We start from the raw sequence: 14,834 nt of genomic DNA on the forward strand, positions 1-14,834 counted from the left end.
CTAATCTGCAATCAAAAACGGCAAAAACACGAATTGGGCGGTTATCTGCCAAGAGTCTAGGTATATCAAGGGGGCAGGAAATGGCTTACCATCTTTCTGCCAGAGCGCCGTGATTTGAAACCATTAGCCCTTCAAGGGTAGTGTGTGACGGCGCCAAAGCCTATATACGAACTCATTAGTTCAGAACGTGCGTGACGGACGGCCAAATCTGAAGCTCAGCGCTTCCAGCACGCCCGGTGATAAATTCGATCCTGTAGCCTTGGCTCGGCTCAATCCGTCAACCTAGCGGTTCTGAGAATATGATCCTTACGCTCGCGTTCCGAAATCTGTTCCATGACCGAATCCGGTTGGCGGTGACCCTCGTCGGCATCCTTTTCTCGATCGTCCTCGTGGCGATTCAGCTCGGCATGTATCTCGGATCGAGCCGCATGATCACTGCGATGATCGAGCGCTCGAACAGCGATCTCTGGATTACATCATTCGGCGCGAAGAGCTTCGAGGAAGGCGGCATCCTGCTTTCGACGCGCGAGCGGCATCAGGCCCTCGCCACACCGGGCGTGAAGGCGGTGATCCCGCTGGTCGTATCCTTCGCAGAATGGCGCAAGCCGGAGGGAGGCTCGACGCGTGTCGTGCTCGTCGGCACCGACGCCGAGGATGGTGCGCTCGAACCCTGGTCGCTTGTCTCGGGCACCTGGCAGGACATCAAATCTCCGGATGCCATTTCGGCCGACGATACCTATTTCCGCGAGCTCGGCATCAACGGCATCGGCGACACGGCGCAGATCGCCATGGGCCGAGTCAAGGTCAAGGCACTGACGCACCGCATCCGCTCGTTCACCCAGTCGCCCTATGTCTTCACGACGCTCTCGCGGGCGCGCAGCCTGCTCGGCGCGGAGAGCGACAAGGCGACGTTCTATCTTGTTCAGCTCGAACCCGGCGCGAACGTCGAGACCGTACGGCACGAGCTCTTGAACCGCCTCGATGGCGCGGAGGTCTTGACCAAGGCCGAGTTCGAGGACCGGAGCCTCAGGCAATGGCTATTCCGGACCGGCGCCGGTCTCGCCCTTATCGGCGGCGCGCTGCTCGGAATCCTCGTCGGCACCGTGATCGTTGCGCAGACGCTTTATTCGAGCACGAAAGATCATCTCAACGAGTTTGCGACGTTACGCGCGCTCGGATCGTCGTCCGGCTACATTTACAAAGTGATCCTCGCACAAGCGGGATTGAGCGCAGTGATCGGCTATGTGCTCGGCATCCTGATCTCGCTCGGTATCCTCTATATTAGCCGCAATACGCCGCTACCCTTGGTTATGACGCCGGGGCTTGCTGGCGCTCTGTTTGGGCTTACGCTCTTCATGTCGGCGGTTTCCGCGATATCGGCGATCATCAAAGTGACGCGGATCGATCCAGCTACGGTGTTTAACAGATGACAACACCTGTCCTTGAAGCAATCGACGTCGTCAAAGAGCTCGGCAAAGGCGCCGGAAAGGTGCGCGCGCTCAAAGGCGTGAACCTCTCTCTCGTCAAGGGCGAGCTCACGCTGCTGATGGGGCCGTCGGGCAGTGGCAAAACCACGTTGCTGTCGATCCTCGGCTGCATCCTGACGCCGACATCCGGCATCGTTCGGGTCGAGGGTGAGGACGCAAACGACAAGAGCCCGGAGGAGCTCGCGGCGCTGCGCCGCAAGCACATCGGTTTCATCTTCCAGTCCTACAATCTGTTCCCGACGCTGTCGGCGCTGGAGAACGTGCGCATTGCGCTCGACGTCATTGGACGCAAGGGTTACCAGGCCGCACAGCGCGCCGAGGAAGTTCTGCGCGACGTCGGCCTTGGCAACCGTCTCAAGAACTATCCGTCGAACCTCTCGGGCGGTGAGCAGCAGCGTGTCGCGGTGGCACGCGCCATCGCAGCCTCTCCGTCAGTCGTGTTGGCCGACGAGCCGACAGCCGCTCTCGACAGCGAGAACGGCCATGCCGTCATGGCTCTGCTCGCACGGATTGCCAAGGAACAGAACCGCAGCGTTCTGGCCGTGACCCATGATCCTCGAACGCTCGGATATGCCGACCGCGTCGTGCGGATCGAGGACGGACTTATCGTCGGCGAGGAGCGCAGGCCACAAGGCCTCGACGCGCCAGAGATTGCCGATTTGACCAAGAGGCGAAAAGCGAATGCGTAAGATCGATCCCACTTTATCGGCCGTGGCGGCCGCAGCCGTCGCGGCGATCGCGACGAGCGTGCTCCTGAACCATTTCACCCCGTCCATCGGAGAGAGCGCTCGGTCCATCAGTGGCGACGCCTACGCTGCAGATCCGGCTGTGCCGCGTCCCGTATGGGCCGCGTCGGCAACGGGGCGCGTGGAACCGAAGGAGGGCGAGATCCGCATCTCGACCGAGGTGCCGGGCCGCGTCAGCGACGTGATCGCGACTACCAACGACCATGTACAGGCCGGCGATCCGCTCGTGCTTCTCGACAGCGACGATCTCAAGCCCAAGCTTGAAGCCGCGCTGTCCGAAGCTGATGTGCGTATTCGTGAGCGCGACGAGGAACCTGCCACGGGCGTCGCGAAGGAGCGCCAGCAGGCTGAGGATGCGCTGTTCGAGTCCGAGCAGGCGCTTTTCAAAGCCCAGAACACTTTCGACGAGGCCGTACGGGCCAGCAAGTCCAGCGGCGGCGATGCTAACGCCGTGACGGCCGCACGCGACAAGCTCACTCAAGCGCAAAAGAAGGTGGCCGACGATCGCGCCAAGCTCGATACCGTGCTTGCGAAGCCAGGTCTGCCATTGCCGACGCGGCTTGAGTCGGCTCTGACGGTCGCGCGGACGGACGTTGCCCAAGTGCAGAATGCCATCGACAAGACGCGCGTGCGTGCGCCGAGCAATGGCACCGTTTTGAACGTCTGGGCAAAGGTCGGCGAGATGGCCGCTCCCTCAGCTGACGCGCCCATCGTTCTGTTCGGCGACACGTCGAGCATGCGGGTGCGTGCGGAAGTCGAAGAGCGCGACGTCACAAAGATCCGGCTTGGGCAGCGGGTCGTCGTTCGCGCCGACGGCTATCCCGAAAAGGACTTCGAAGGTGTCGTGACGCAAATCGCGCCGGCCCTCGGTTCGCCCCGGATCACATCGCGTGGCCCTCGCCGCCCGAATGACGTCGAGGTGCTCGAGGTTCTGATTTCTCTGGACGGTACACCGCCGCTGCTCACCGGCATGCGCGTCGACGCCTTCTTCCGCCACGAAACGTCCGCGTCGGCAGAACAGACTCGCTGAGTTCGCCCATCAAAAAGGAAAAGCCGGGCTTCCCGAACGGGAGACCCGGCTTTTTTGTTGCCGGTTTCTACTCGGCGGGGGAGTGCGCGCCGGGCGGAGGAAGCAACGGGGGCTTCGCGTCCGGCTCGTCCGCCGCGCCGACATAACGACTGAAGAAGCGCCAGATCCAGCTCGCCACGTCGTCCATTACCGCGAACACGGCGGGGACGAACAAAAGGCTCAGCACCGTCGAAGAGATGAGGCCGCCGATAACGGCGATGGCCATGGGCGCGCGGAATTCACCCCCCGAGTCGAGCGCCAATGCCGACGGCAACATGCCGCCAACCATCGCAATCGTCGTCATGACGATGGGCCGGGCGCGCTTGCGGCCGGCATCGACGATCGCCTCGTCGCGCGGCACGCCGCGACGGATCTCCTCGACTGCGAAGTCGACGAGCATGATCGCGTTCTTAGTGACAATGCCCATCAGCATGAGAACACCGATGACGACAGGCAAGCTGATGGCATTTCCGGTGAGCGCAAGCGCGGTGATGGCGCCTCCGATCGAGAGAGGTAGCGAAAACAGAATGGTGATCGGCTGCAGGAAGCTCGCAAAGAGCAGCACGAGCACCGCATAAACCATCATCAGTCCAGCGCCCATGGCCTTTTCGAAGCTCTCGAACACTTCGCCCATGATCTCGGCGGCACCAAACTGCTTGATCTCGACGCCTGCCGGAAGCTTCTGCGCGGCGGGCAAAGCCATGACGGCATTTACGGCATCGCCGAGCGGCGTTCCGGTCGTCAGGTCTGCTCCTAGAACGATCCGTCTCGTGCGATCATAACGATCGATTGCCGTTGGGCCCTGGCCGTAGTCGAACGTGGCGACCGTCGACAGCGGAACGGCGGCCCCGGACGCAGTCGCAATCTTGAGTTCTTCCAGAAGCTGCCGGCTCTCGCGTGCATTTTCCTTGAGCTGGACGCGGATCGGCACCTGACGCTCGCCGACATCGAATTTGGCCAAGTTGGCGCCGATATCGCCGATCGTGGCGATGCGCACGGCCTCCGAGATCGCCTCGGTCGTGATGCCCAACTCGGCTGCAATTTCGGAACGCGGATAGACGCGGAGTTCCGGGCGGTCCAACTCTGCGGTGGAGACGACGTTCTGCAGTATCGGGAGGCGCTTGGCCTGGCTCGTCAGCTCGGCCGCGACCTTGTTGACGGCTTGTCCGTCGCGTCCCGTGACGACGAGCTGGAACTCTCGCTGGCCATCATCCTGCAGGAAGAAGTAGCGGATGTCGGGGATGTCCGACAGGTTGTGGCCGATTTCCTCCTTGATGTGGCTTTGCGCCAATGCGCGCTTGTCTCTCGGCACCAGCGTCACGATCAGGGTCGCTTTGCGGACTTCCTCGCCGCCGCCGAGCAACGTGCCGCCAAGCACGAAGACGCTTTCAATGTCCGGACGGGACTTGATACGGCGTGTCACCTCCTCGGTCGCGGCTTCGGTGTCGGCGAGCTTCGTTCCCGGCGGCAGCTCGACGCCGAGCAGCATGCGGCCCGAGTCCTCCTGCGGGATGAAGCCGGACGGCAACAGATAGAAGCTGCCGATGGAGCCTATGAAGACCAGAAAGCCGAGCCCAACCGTCGCAAAGTGATGGCGCACGGACCAGCCAACAAGGCGGGTGTACTCGCGCATTAGACGCCCTTCCTTGGGCTCGGGCTCATGCGCACGCATGAAATATGCGGCTAGCAAGGGCGTGATCAGCCGCGCCACAAGCAGGGAGAAAAAGACCGCCGCGGCGACGACGAGACCGAATTGCTTGAAGTATTGCCCCGCGATGCCGCCCATGAACGAGACGGGCGTAAAAACCGCGATGATGGTCGTCGTGATGGCGATGACCGCGAGGCCGATTTCGTCCGCCGCTTCGAGCGCCGCGCGATACGGCGATTTGCCCATCTGGATGTGGCGCACGATGTTCTCGATCTCGACGATGGCGTCGTCGACGAGAATACCGGTCACGATCGTGATGGCGAGCAGGCTCACGAGGTTGAGCGAGAACCCCATGGCCGACATGGCCCAGAACGCTGGGATGACCGATAGGGGGAGGGCAATCGCGGCGATGACGGTCGCCCGCATATCGCGCAAGAAGATGAAGACGACGACGATCGCCAGTACGGCACCTTCCAGCAGCGTCTTCATCGTCGACTGGTAGACACCGAACGTGTAGTCGACCGTATTGTCGATGCGTTGCAGCTCAACGTCAGGATAGAGCTTCTGGATCTCCTCGATCTTTTTGGCGGCCGCCGCGGCGACTTCGGTGTCGCTCTCGCCTTTGGCGCGTGAAATCGAGAACGCGACAACCGTCTGGCCATCGAGCTTGGCAAACGTACGCGGCTCCTCGACGACGTCGGTTACCGTACCGAGCTGATCCAGTCTGACCTTCCGGCCTCCCGGCAGCGCAATCATGGTTTGCGCCAGCTCATCCACCGTGAGCTTGCTGGCCAGGGTGCGGATGGCCTGCTCGCGGCCCGCGATCTCGCCACGTCCGCCCGCGAGGTTCACGTTCGAGGCCCGAACCTGGCGGTTTACGTCGCCCGCTGTCGCGCCATAGGCGAGGAGACGGTCGGGATCAAGATTGATCCGGATCTCGCGCAGGACGCCGCCCATACGTTTGACCTCGGAAACGCCTTTCACACCTTGCAGCAGGCGCACCAACGTATCGTCAACGAACCAGGACAGCTCTTCCGGTGTCATGGCCGGCGCGCGGGCCGAATAGGTTACGACCGGGAGGCCCTCGATCTCGACACGCGTGACAATCGGCTCCTCGATCGTGCGCGGCAAATCAGTGCGAATGCGCTGAACGACGTCCTTCACATCGTTGAGGGCGCGATCTGGATCGATCTCCAGCCGGAATTCGACGGTGGTGACCGAGGAGCCTTCCGTGATCGAGGACGTGATGTGCTTTACGCCATTGACGCCCGCAATTGCGTCCTCGACGCGCTTGGTGACCTGGGTCTCAAGCTCGGACGGCGCCGCGCCGGATTGATAAATGCGCGCCTGGATCACGGGAACGTCGATGTTCGGGAAGCGCGTAACAGGCAACGAGCTGAAGCTCGTCATGCCCAGCACCAGCAGGACCATGAACAGGACGAGCGACGGCACCGGATGGCGAATAGCCCATGCCGAGATATTCATTGGCCGGCCTCGCTCAGCTTTTCGCTGATCATGGCATCAGGCTTGACCGCGCGAACGGCATCTCCGTCACGCAAGAACGTGCCGGCCTTGGCGACGACGAGATCGCCTTCTGACAGGCCACTTTCGATAGCCACACGGCCCGCGGTCTCAAGTCCGGTCTTGACCCTCTGTGTCACGACTTTGCCGTCGACGACGATCTGGACGCTTGCGCCTTCGTCCGAGTGGAGCACGGCGGACAGCGGAACAGCGATGGAGCGCCCAGTGCCGGTCTCGATGGTGCCACGGCCGAATGCCCCGACTTTGAGGTCCGGGCGCACTCCAAGGAAAATTCGAACGTGACCGAGGCGTGTCGTCTTGTCGACCTCGGGCGAAACGAGCCGAACCATGCCGGTCGCCTCGATGCCGCCGGATGCCGTGACGCGCGCCTGTTGTCCGGTTTTGACCTTCCAAAGGTTCGTCTCTGCGACCTCCGCATCGAGCTCAATCTCACCGTTGGCGATGATGCGGAACATCGTGTCACCGCCAGCGAGCGCATTTGCGAGGGCCAGTCCGCCGATGCGGACGCTGCGCCGGCTCACGATGCCGTCAGCCGGAGCGCGGACCTCGGCCCGGCCTTTGCGCCACAACAGTTCCTGCCGCTGCGCTTCGATCTGGTTCTTCTCGGCTTCCGCCTGGGCGAGGCCGCCCTTTGCGGATGCAAGTAGCGCTTCAGCAGCTCTCGCAGTGGCTTGGCGCTGGTCGAAAACGCTTTCAGAAAGGTATTTCGACGCCACAAGCGGCCGGGCGCGTTCGAGCTGTGCCTTGGCCTCCACGAGGCGTGCGTCCATTTCCGTAACGAGGCTTTTCGCGCGCTCGATAGACGCGGCGGCGCTACCGAGCGCGGCTTGGTTTGCCGCGAGCTGTGTGTCGATCTGCTCGGTGACGAGGACGGCAAGAAGGTCGCCCTTCTTCACACGGTCACCCTCCTCCACCTTCAGCTCGAGCACGCGCAGGCCGTCGACCTCTGGAGCGACCAGGATTTCTTCGCGTGGCACGAACGAGCCGGTGACGAGCGCCGTCTCGACGAAATCCAATTTCTGCGCCGGGACGACCGAGACGGCCGGGACCGGCGGTTCGGGTTTCGCAGGCTGCGTCGCTTCGGCGTGATTGTGCGAAAACGAGGCAACCAGCGGCTGGACGAGACCTGCCTGATAGGCCGCGAGTCCAAGGCCGCCAATGCCCAGCAGAATGATGAGCTTGCGCAGTGTCATGAGGTGGCCTCGGTTTTCTTGGCGGCAGGCGCTGTCGCTGCGCCGATGTCTTCTGGAGTCACGGGATTGAGGAGCGCGCTCACCATCCGAACGAGCACGGGCAATACCTTGATGGCGTCGAATTCGGGATCGACGGCGCGGCGCCAAAAGAGACCATCGCCGATCAATGAGACCACTTCCGACAGAGTGCGCGGATCGTCCTGCGGTTTGATCTTTCCGTCCTGCTGCGCGCGTTCGAAAACCTGCTCGAAACTCTGACGGCAATACTCGTCGACTGATTTGAAAGTCGCTCCGACTGCCGCGTTGCGCGTCGCTTCGCTTCCAATCTCGATCCCGAGGACACGCTTATGCTGCGGCTCCTCGACGGCGTAATGCTCGCCGAGCTTAGCGAGCGCGGACAGCAGGTCAGGCGCGTGAGACAGTTCTGCGAGTTCCGCGGCCAGCTTCGCGCGATCACGCTCAACGATGCCCGCGATCAGGTCTTCCTTGGAGGCGAAGTAGACGTAGAGGGCGCCCGGGCTGATGCCGGCCTCTTTGCAGATGTCCTGCATTGTGGACCGGTGAAAGCCGGCGCGAGCAAAACAAAGCTCGGCGGCATCGAGGATGCGCTCGCGGCGGGCTTGCTGGGTCTCGGGTTTAAGCTTCGGCATGGCGGACTTCCGTATGGGCGCAAACATGGCCGAGGACGTGGCCGCAGGCTGTTTCCCGAGAAACAAAACGAATGATCGTTTTGTTTGTTTCCGAAAATTATGTCTGCGTCAAGGCGCAGGCAGGCCCCGCCGCAGGATTTCGCAACGCCATTTAGTGCGCACAACGCACTGATTTTGCATTATTTTTCTGGTCGCCGACGCAATCTGCCGATGCTGGGGCAACAAGATTCCCGACTGCGCCCTCAGAATTGGGTGAGCCAGTTGACCGTCACGTAAGGAGCGATCTCTACAGGGCCCTCGCCCGCGAAGGTGTCGCCCAACACACCAGTCGATAGCGAGACTTCGCTTCTCCCCCATTCGTAGCGCGCAAATGCGCCGACGCGCGCGTAGTCGAGGAGCTCAGCCTGGTCCGCGGTTTCGTCGTAGGTGGTCTTGCAACCCGATGCGCTCGACAAGCTCATCCGGCATTCGCCCTGCGAGTCGACATTGATGCCGGCCTCCAGCCCGACTGAGAGCTTCGGCCACATGCGATAACCGAGGCGCGCGCGGGCCGTGCGCGTGCTGTGCGCCGAGGACCAAGCCAGATCGAGGGAACCCCACCCGCGCTCGCCAATGTTGAGCCAAAGCTCGATCACCCCTTTGACGCCGACTTCATCGCCGATGGCGATGGTTTCCGAGTCGAGGGGAGAAATCTCGTGGCTGATGATCGAAGCGCCGACAAATCCTTTCGCGGTGAGGTCACCCCATCGCTTGGCATACCCGATGAGCAAGTCCGCGTAGTATGTCTGCGCGTGGAATTGAATGCCCCGCGAGAACGCGGGATCCGCTCCCGGCACCTTGTCGGTGTATGAGTATTCCCCGTAGCCGCCCGCTGCGCGAAATCTCAGGCCGTCATCGTAGATGCCGCCGAACGGAGCCAGGGTTACACCCGAGTAGACCAGCCATACATGGGTCGATACGTCGGCTCCCGCCCAGACTTCGCGTCCAGGGGATGGTTCATCGGCGACCGCCGACGGGGAAGACAACGCCAGGATGGCAAGGATCGAAGCGAAGCAAAGGCGGGCGCCGCGGGGCCGCCGAAAAATACATCGAAGTAACCGACGCTCCCACACCATGGCTGCACGCAATTCGGGCAAATGCGACGGCCACAACACAAACCGTTAACGTTAATAGTGTCAACAGTGACTATCAGACTACGTTGCAAAACGTGTCTGGAATGGCTAATTTTCCTGTGAATTCAACCTATGATTGTCCCGCTTGGCATGGGAAGGTGGGCGGGGTAGCTACTTAGGCGAAGCACACCCATAGGCCCGCATGAGTCAACAGGATCGACCGTCCCCAAAAGCCACCTCCCGAGACGAACGGCTGGCAAAGGCGTTGCGTGACAACCTCGGCCGCCGGAAAGCTCTCGCGCGGGCAAAACGTCAGCGTGAGGGCGACGATCCCATGCCATCCGAGTCTCAGAAGCCCGAAAGCAAGGACAGTGCTGCTCGCGGCTGAAAACGAACATCAATTGCTCGTAGTGGGGTCGAGCGATTAATCATCACGGGCACGTTCACAACGGGGCGAAAAGACAAGCTTCGCGACCCATCCGACAAGAGGGCACTGATCATCCATGGACCGCATCAAGATCAATGGCGGCGAACGCCTGCACGGATCGATCCCGATTTCGGGCGCGAAGAATGCGGCTCTTCCGCTCATGATCGCGTCGCTGCTGACCGACGACCGGCTGACGCTCAAGAACGTGCCAAACCTCGCGGACGTCAACTTGCTGGCGCGCATCTTACGCAACCATGGCGTCGATCTCGCCGTTGATGGCAAACGTGCCGGCGGCGCGCCGCACCTGGGCGAGACATTCCATCTCACAGCCCGGGAGATCTCGGATACGACGGCACCTTACGAGCTGGTGTCGCGTATGCGTGCCAGCTTCTGGGTGCTGGGGCCGCTGGTCGGACGCATGCATAAGGCGAAGGTTTCGCTGCCGGGCGGATGCGCCATCGGCACGCGCCCCGTGGACCTGCACCTCATGGGCCTTAAGGCGCTCGGCGCCGAGATCGACATTGACGGCGGTTACGTTATCGCGAAAGCGCCCAAGGGGCTCGTCGGCGGGCACGTTCTTTTTCCAATGGTATCGGTCGGCGCGACTCACAACGTTCTGCTCGCCGCCGCGCTCGCCAAAGGCGAGACGCTGATCGAGAACGCCGCACGTGAGCCCGAAGTCGGCGATGTCGCGTCGTGCCTCGTCAAGATGGGGGTGCAGATCGAGGGTATTGGCACATCGACATTGCGCGTTCAGGGCAAGCCACGCCTGGAAGGCGCCGTGCACACCGTGCTGCCGGATCGCATCGAGACCGGCACATTCGCCTTCGCCGTGGCCGCAACCGGCGGCGATGTGGTGCTTGAAGGTACCCGCCGCGATCTCCTCAAGAATGCGCTCGACACCCTCGCTTCGACCGGCGTTTCCGTTAGCGATACCGAGACCGGGCTGCGCATCGTGCGCAACGGCAATGGCCTGCAGCCCGTAGACGTGGAAACCCAGCCGTTTCCAGGGTTCCCGACTGACCTTCAGGCCCAGTTCATGGCCCTCATGTCGCGCGCCCAGGGAACCAGCGTCGTCCGCGAGACCATCTTCGAAAACCGCTTTATGCACGTGCAGGAACTCGCGCGCCTCGGCGCGGACATCAAGCTGCACGGCGACACGGCGACGATCAAGGGCGTGAAGAATCTGCGCGGCGCGCCCGTTATGGCGACCGATCTGCGCGCATCGGTCTCGCTGGTGATCGCGGGCCTCATGGCCGAGGGCGAGACGATCATCAACCGCGTGTACCACCTCGACCGCGGCTTCGAGCGTCTCGAGGAGAAGCTCTCGCGTTGCGGCGCCAAGATCGAACGGCTCACGGCGAGCTGAGCGCCAGTCCCCTCACAGGCTCTTGTTCATGCGCCTGATGCGCCCGGCGAGCTGGCGCATGACATAGAGCGAGAAGGCAGGGTTGTGGCGCACGAGATCGAGGAAAGTGTCGCGGTTAATGAGCGCCACTTCCGTCGGCTCGGCGGCTAGGGCGGCCGCTGACCGCGGAGAATTGTCGATGAGCGCCAGCTCTCCGAAAATGCCGTGTATCCCGACATTCTCGAGCACAGTTCCGAACGTCACGATGCTCACCTTGCCCTCAATGACGAGGAACATGTAGTCGCCGGGGTCTTCTTCGAGAAAGATCTTTTCGCCTGCCGAATAGCGCTTCAGAGGGATCTTGAAGCGCTCGAAAAACTCGAAATCAAAAGGGGCGCCCAACATGGCCAAGCCTCAGTCTCGACACCGATGAGAAACTATAGCCTGGGCGCCGGGATCTGTCGCCCAATTGCCGCGTGTCAGGGCCTAGCGCCTTCGGCGTTTGCCTAATAACCCTAAAGTGCGCCGGCATTTCACAATTCGGACTATCGAAGGATTGTCCGCCAGTGGCGCAGGGGTCATACTTTTGCAACGATATGGGGTGTCAATACTCCGCGGACGCCGGACCGAGCCGGCGCGCGGATTGAATCGGAGTGAAACCGTGAAGTCGACCGGAATTGCTTTTGCTGTCCTCGCGGCGGTTTCCGTTCTGGCGCATTCGCCAGCAGCGGCACAGGCCAAGATCAAGGTCGGGACACTGACATGCACCGGGGGCGCGGGGGTTGGCCTCGTTCTCGGGTCCAAAAAGAGCTACTCCTGCACTTACAGCTCCGTCTCGGGCAAAAGCCTTGAGGACTATGCAGCGTCGATCACCAAGATCGGGCTCGACATCGGCGTCACCGAGAAGAGCGTCATCGTTTGGACCGTTCTCGCATCGGCGGACGCGCTCGATCCCCGTGCGCTGGCGGGCAACTATGCCGGGGCAACGGCGGACGTCGCGATCGGGATCGGCGGCGGCGCAAAGGTTCTCGTCGGTGGCTCGAACAATTCGATCGTGCTGCAGCCTGTCAGCGTGCAGGGGCAGACGGGTCTAAACCTCGCGGTTGGTGTGGCCGAGCTTTCAATACGCTAAGCGCCGGTCGCCAAGCGTGCGGGCTCTCTCCTTGGCCGCCTCGTGATGCAGACGGGGCTTGCGATTTTCTGAAACGGACGACGCATTCGACATGACCGAACTCAAGCTCATGGCTCTCGATGCCGAGGATCTCGCCGTCATTGCGGCGCATCTGCAGGATGCCGTGTTGCGCATCGAAGATATGGCCTACCTCAAAGGCGAGCGCCGCTTTGCGATCGTCCTCAATCGCTTTGACTGGACCCACGCTGCGAAGGACAACAAGCGGGGAAATCGCTTCGTGCGCCGCAGAGCCGGCGTCCGGATCGAGCAGGTGCGCACCGCAAAGGTGCAGGGGCTCGATCTATCGCAGAAGGATCGCGTCCTATCGCTCTTAACCCTGACCTTCGACGAGGGCACGGCGCCCCAAGGCGCGATCACGCTTACTTTTGCGGGCGGCGGGGCCGTGAGGCTCGAGGTCGAGTGCATCGAGGCTGCGGTCACGGATCTCGGGGCAGCCTGGCGCACACCGCGCAAGCCCGAACATGCGGGTGAGTAGGCTTAATCGTCCGTCTCCCCACACTCCCGGAACATTGTGTGACGCCAGCGCGCTTTCGCCTTTGGCGCCCCTCGCCTATAACGGCCGGACTCAATGAGCCTCGAAGAAAGGCTCGCATACTGGAGCACTAAATGCCTCAGCGGCTTACATCGTCCGATCCCGGCTTCGCGTCCAGCTTCGAAGCGTTTCTCGCGACCAAGCGGGAGGCCTCGGCGGATGTCGACCTAGCCGTGCGGGACATCATCTCCGATGTCCGAGCCAGAGGCGACAAGGCCCTGATCGAGCTTTCGAAGAAGTTCGACCATGTGGATCTCGGTGCAATCGGCATTCGCGTGACAGCCGACGAGGTCGACGCGGCGTCGGGGGCGTGCAGCCCTGAGACCCTGGATGCGCTTGCCGTGGCGCGCGACCGGATTATGGACCACCACCAGCGGCACTTGCCATCGAGCGAGACCTACACAGACTCGATCGGCGCCACGCTCGGGCATCGGTGGACGGCCGTCGAATCCGCTGGTCTCTATGTGCCGGGCGGGCTGGCATCGTATCCGAGCTCCGTACTCATGAACGCCGTGCCAGCGAAGGTCGCAGGCGTCGAGCGCCTCGTAATCGCAGTCCCGTCCCCGCGCGGTGAGCTCAATCCGCTGGTGCTGGCCGCGGCCAAGCTTGCAGGCGTCTCCGAGATCTATCGCGTCGGCGGCGCGCAGGGCATCGCCGCGCTTGCCTACGGCACAGAAACCATTCGGCCGGTCGCCAAGATCGTTGGGCCTGGCAATGCCTATGTCGCGGCCGCCAAGCGGCAGGTCTTCGGCACGGTGGGTATCGACAGCATCGCTGGACCGTCGGAGGTGCTCGTCATTGCGGACAAGCACAACGACCCTGACTGGATCGCGGCGGACCTCCTGGCGCAGGCCGAGCACGATACGGCCGCCCAGTCGATTCTCATGACCGACGACGTGGCTTTTGCCGACGCTGTCGAGGCCGCTGTCGAACGGCAGCTCGCTCTTTTGCCGAAGCGCGATATCGCGGGGCCGAGCTGGCGCGATTTCGGAGCAATCATCCTCATCAAATCGCTTGATGAAGCACCGGCGCTCGCCGATCGCATCGCCGCCGAGCATCTCGAGATCGCAACCCGCGACCCCGACTCTTTGGGCGATCGGATCCGCAATGCGGGCGCCCTGTTCCTCGGCGCCTATACGCCCGAGGTCATCGGAGACTACGTTGCCGGTCCGAACCATGTGCTGCCGACAGCGCGCAGCGCTCGGTTCTCATCTGGCCTCGGCGTGCTCGATTTCATGAAGCGGACGTCGATTCTCAAACTCGACGAGGCCGCACTCGGCCAGCTTGCCCCCACGGCCATGACGCTGGCATCGGCAGAAGGGCTCGAAGCGCACCGCCGTTCGGTGGAGATCCGGGTATCCGGGAAAGGGCAAGGCGCATGACCGAGGCATCGACCGAGACCGTCCAGACGAACAATCGGCTTAGCGAGATTGTCCTCGATCCAGCCTCGATCGGCCGCGGCAACGCCAATATCGAGCACGAGCGCGAAGTCGCGATTTACGACCTGCTCGACGGCAACTCGTTCGAGCTCGAAGGGCGTGACGAGGGGCCCTACAAACTCAACATCGGTCTGGTGGACGACCGGCTGGCGCTGACGGTGCTCAACGCCTCGCAAACATCCGACGAGCCGATCGTCGCGCACTATCTCTCGCTGACGCCCTTCAAGCGCATCATAAAGGACTACTTTCTGGTGCTCGATAGCTACTACCAAGCCATCCGTACGGCGCAACCCTCGCGCATCCAGGCCATCGACATGGGCCGGCGCGGGCTTCACGACGAAGGCAGCCGCGTCCTCACCGAACGGCTCGAAGGCAAGATCAAAATGGATTTCGACACCGCACGGCGCCTCTTCACGTTGATCTCGGCCCTGCACTGGAAGGGGTAACTT

Annotated in this window: 13 protein-coding genes; 8 read left to right on the top strand and 5 right to left on the bottom strand. The window is 62.3% G+C overall.

Features of this window, described 5'->3' with window-relative positions; translation table 11 throughout:
* Positions 1-299: 299 nt before the first annotated feature.
* From VHO05_RS00735 to VHO05_RS00745, 3 genes are read left to right on the top strand one after another with little or no spacing between them, the layout of a single operon-like run.
* Positions 300-1,430 carry an ABC transporter permease gene (locus VHO05_RS00735; protein WP_329644693.1) on the top strand — a complete coding sequence of 377 codons (1,131 nt, stop codon included), beginning with the start codon at positions 300-302 and terminating at the stop codon, positions 1,428-1,430.
* Positions 1,427-2,176, top strand: coding sequence for an ABC transporter ATP-binding protein (locus tag VHO05_RS00740; protein ID WP_329644694.1), 750 nt, complete (start codon positions 1,427-1,429; stop codon positions 2,174-2,176). The genes VHO05_RS00735 and VHO05_RS00740 overlap by 4 nt, the downstream gene beginning before the upstream one ends.
* Entirely contained in the window at positions 2,169-3,263 is a 1,095-nt protein-coding gene (locus tag VHO05_RS00745; protein ID WP_329644695.1) for an HlyD family secretion protein, read from the top strand. Before VHO05_RS00740 ends, VHO05_RS00745 begins: the two co-directional genes overlap by 8 nt.
* A gap of 67 nt (positions 3,264-3,330) precedes the next feature.
* On the opposite strand, the gene VHO05_RS00750 is transcribed toward VHO05_RS00745, so the two are convergent.
* From VHO05_RS00750 to bcsS, 4 genes are all read right to left on the bottom strand, one after another.
* The gene (locus VHO05_RS00750; RefSeq protein WP_329644696.1) at positions 3,331-6,435 is read right to left on the bottom strand and encodes an efflux RND transporter permease subunit; all 3,105 of its coding nucleotides are present in this window, start codon (positions 6,433-6,435) and stop codon (positions 3,331-3,333) included.
* On the bottom strand, positions 6,432-7,685 hold the full coding sequence (locus tag VHO05_RS00755; RefSeq protein ID WP_329644697.1) for an efflux RND transporter periplasmic adaptor subunit: 1,254 nt from the start codon (positions 7,683-7,685) through the stop codon (positions 6,432-6,434). The genes VHO05_RS00750 and VHO05_RS00755 overlap by 4 nt, the downstream gene beginning before the upstream one ends.
* Positions 7,682-8,335 carry a TetR/AcrR family transcriptional regulator gene (locus VHO05_RS00760; protein WP_329644698.1) on the bottom strand — a complete coding sequence of 218 codons (654 nt, stop codon included), beginning with the start codon at positions 8,333-8,335 and terminating at the stop codon, positions 7,682-7,684. The genes VHO05_RS00755 and VHO05_RS00760 overlap by 4 nt, the downstream gene beginning before the upstream one ends.
* Before the next feature lie 242 nt (positions 8,336-8,577).
* Positions 8,578-9,360, bottom strand: coding sequence for a cellulose biosynthesis protein BcsS (gene bcsS / locus VHO05_RS00765; RefSeq protein ID WP_329644699.1), 783 nt, complete (start codon positions 9,358-9,360; stop codon positions 8,578-8,580).
* 590 nt (positions 9,361-9,950) lie between these two features.
* Between bcsS and murA the strand changes: the two genes are divergently transcribed.
* Complete coding sequence (murA, locus tag VHO05_RS00770) at positions 9,951-11,243, top strand: UDP-N-acetylglucosamine 1-carboxyvinyltransferase (RefSeq protein ID WP_329644700.1); 1,293 nt, start codon at positions 9,951-9,953, stop codon at positions 11,241-11,243.
* A gap of 12 nt (positions 11,244-11,255) precedes the next feature.
* Here the strand turns inward: murA and VHO05_RS00775 are convergent, their stop codons facing one another.
* The gene (locus VHO05_RS00775) at positions 11,256-11,627 is read right to left on the bottom strand and encodes a cyclic nucleotide-binding domain-containing protein (RefSeq protein ID WP_329644701.1); all 372 of its coding nucleotides are present in this window, start codon (positions 11,625-11,627) and stop codon (positions 11,256-11,258) included.
* 256 nt (positions 11,628-11,883) lie between these two features.
* On the opposite strand from VHO05_RS00775, the gene VHO05_RS00780 reads away from it, so the two are divergent.
* From VHO05_RS00780 to VHO05_RS00795, 4 genes are all read left to right on the top strand, one after another.
* Positions 11,884-12,354: a DUF992 domain-containing protein gene (locus VHO05_RS00780; RefSeq protein ID WP_329644702.1), complete on the top strand. Its 471-nt coding sequence runs from the start codon at positions 11,884-11,886 to the stop codon at positions 12,352-12,354.
* A gap of 91 nt (positions 12,355-12,445) precedes the next feature.
* The gene (locus VHO05_RS00785; RefSeq protein ID WP_329644703.1) at positions 12,446-12,889 is read left to right on the top strand and encodes a DUF2948 family protein; all 444 of its coding nucleotides are present in this window, start codon (positions 12,446-12,448) and stop codon (positions 12,887-12,889) included.
* Between the two features lie 131 nt (positions 12,890-13,020).
* A complete protein-coding gene (gene hisD, locus VHO05_RS00790; RefSeq protein WP_329644704.1) occupies positions 13,021-14,328 on the top strand; it encodes a histidinol dehydrogenase in 1,308 nt (435 codons plus the stop codon).
* A complete protein-coding gene (locus tag VHO05_RS00795; RefSeq protein ID WP_329644705.1) occupies positions 14,325-14,831 on the top strand; it encodes a UPF0262 family protein in 507 nt (168 codons plus the stop codon). The genes hisD and VHO05_RS00795 overlap by 4 nt, the downstream gene beginning before the upstream one ends.
* Positions 14,832-14,834 lie beyond the last annotated feature (3 nt).

The sequence above is a fragment of the Hyphomicrobium sp. genome (assembly GCF_036262015.1).
GTDB lineage: Bacteria > Pseudomonadota > Alphaproteobacteria > Rhizobiales > Hyphomicrobiaceae > Hyphomicrobium_C.

What these genes read in the sequence shown, in the direction of transcription:
- VHO05_RS00735 (WP_329644693.1), top strand. Translation starts at nt 300, where the DNA reads ATGATCCTTACGCTCGCGTTCCGAAATCTGTTCCATGACCGAATCCGG.
- VHO05_RS00740 (WP_329644694.1), top strand. Translation starts at nt 1,427, where the DNA reads ATGACAACACCTGTCCTTGAAGCAATCGACGTCGTCAAAGAGCTCGGC.
- VHO05_RS00745 (WP_329644695.1), top strand. Translation starts at nt 2,169, where the DNA reads ATGCGTAAGATCGATCCCACTTTATCGGCCGTGGCGGCCGCAGCCGTC.
- VHO05_RS00750 (WP_329644696.1), bottom strand. Translation starts at nt 6,435, where the DNA reads ATGAATATCTCGGCATGGGCTATTCGCCATCCGGTGCCGTCGCTCGTC.
- VHO05_RS00755 (WP_329644697.1), bottom strand. Translation starts at nt 7,685, where the DNA reads ATGACACTGCGCAAGCTCATCATTCTGCTGGGCATTGGCGGCCTTGGA.
- VHO05_RS00760 (WP_329644698.1), bottom strand. Translation starts at nt 8,335, where the DNA reads ATGCCGAAGCTTAAACCCGAGACCCAGCAAGCCCGCCGCGAGCGCATC.
- murA (WP_329644700.1), top strand. Translation starts at nt 9,951, where the DNA reads ATGGACCGCATCAAGATCAATGGCGGCGAACGCCTGCACGGATCGATC.
- VHO05_RS00775 (WP_329644701.1), bottom strand. Translation starts at nt 11,627, where the DNA reads ATGTTGGGCGCCCCTTTTGATTTCGAGTTTTTCGAGCGCTTCAAGATC.
- VHO05_RS00785 (WP_329644703.1), top strand. Translation starts at nt 12,446, where the DNA reads ATGACCGAACTCAAGCTCATGGCTCTCGATGCCGAGGATCTCGCCGTC.
- hisD (WP_329644704.1), top strand. Translation starts at nt 13,021, where the DNA reads ATGCCTCAGCGGCTTACATCGTCCGATCCCGGCTTCGCGTCCAGCTTC.
- VHO05_RS00795 (WP_329644705.1), top strand. Translation starts at nt 14,325, where the DNA reads ATGACCGAGGCATCGACCGAGACCGTCCAGACGAACAATCGGCTTAGC.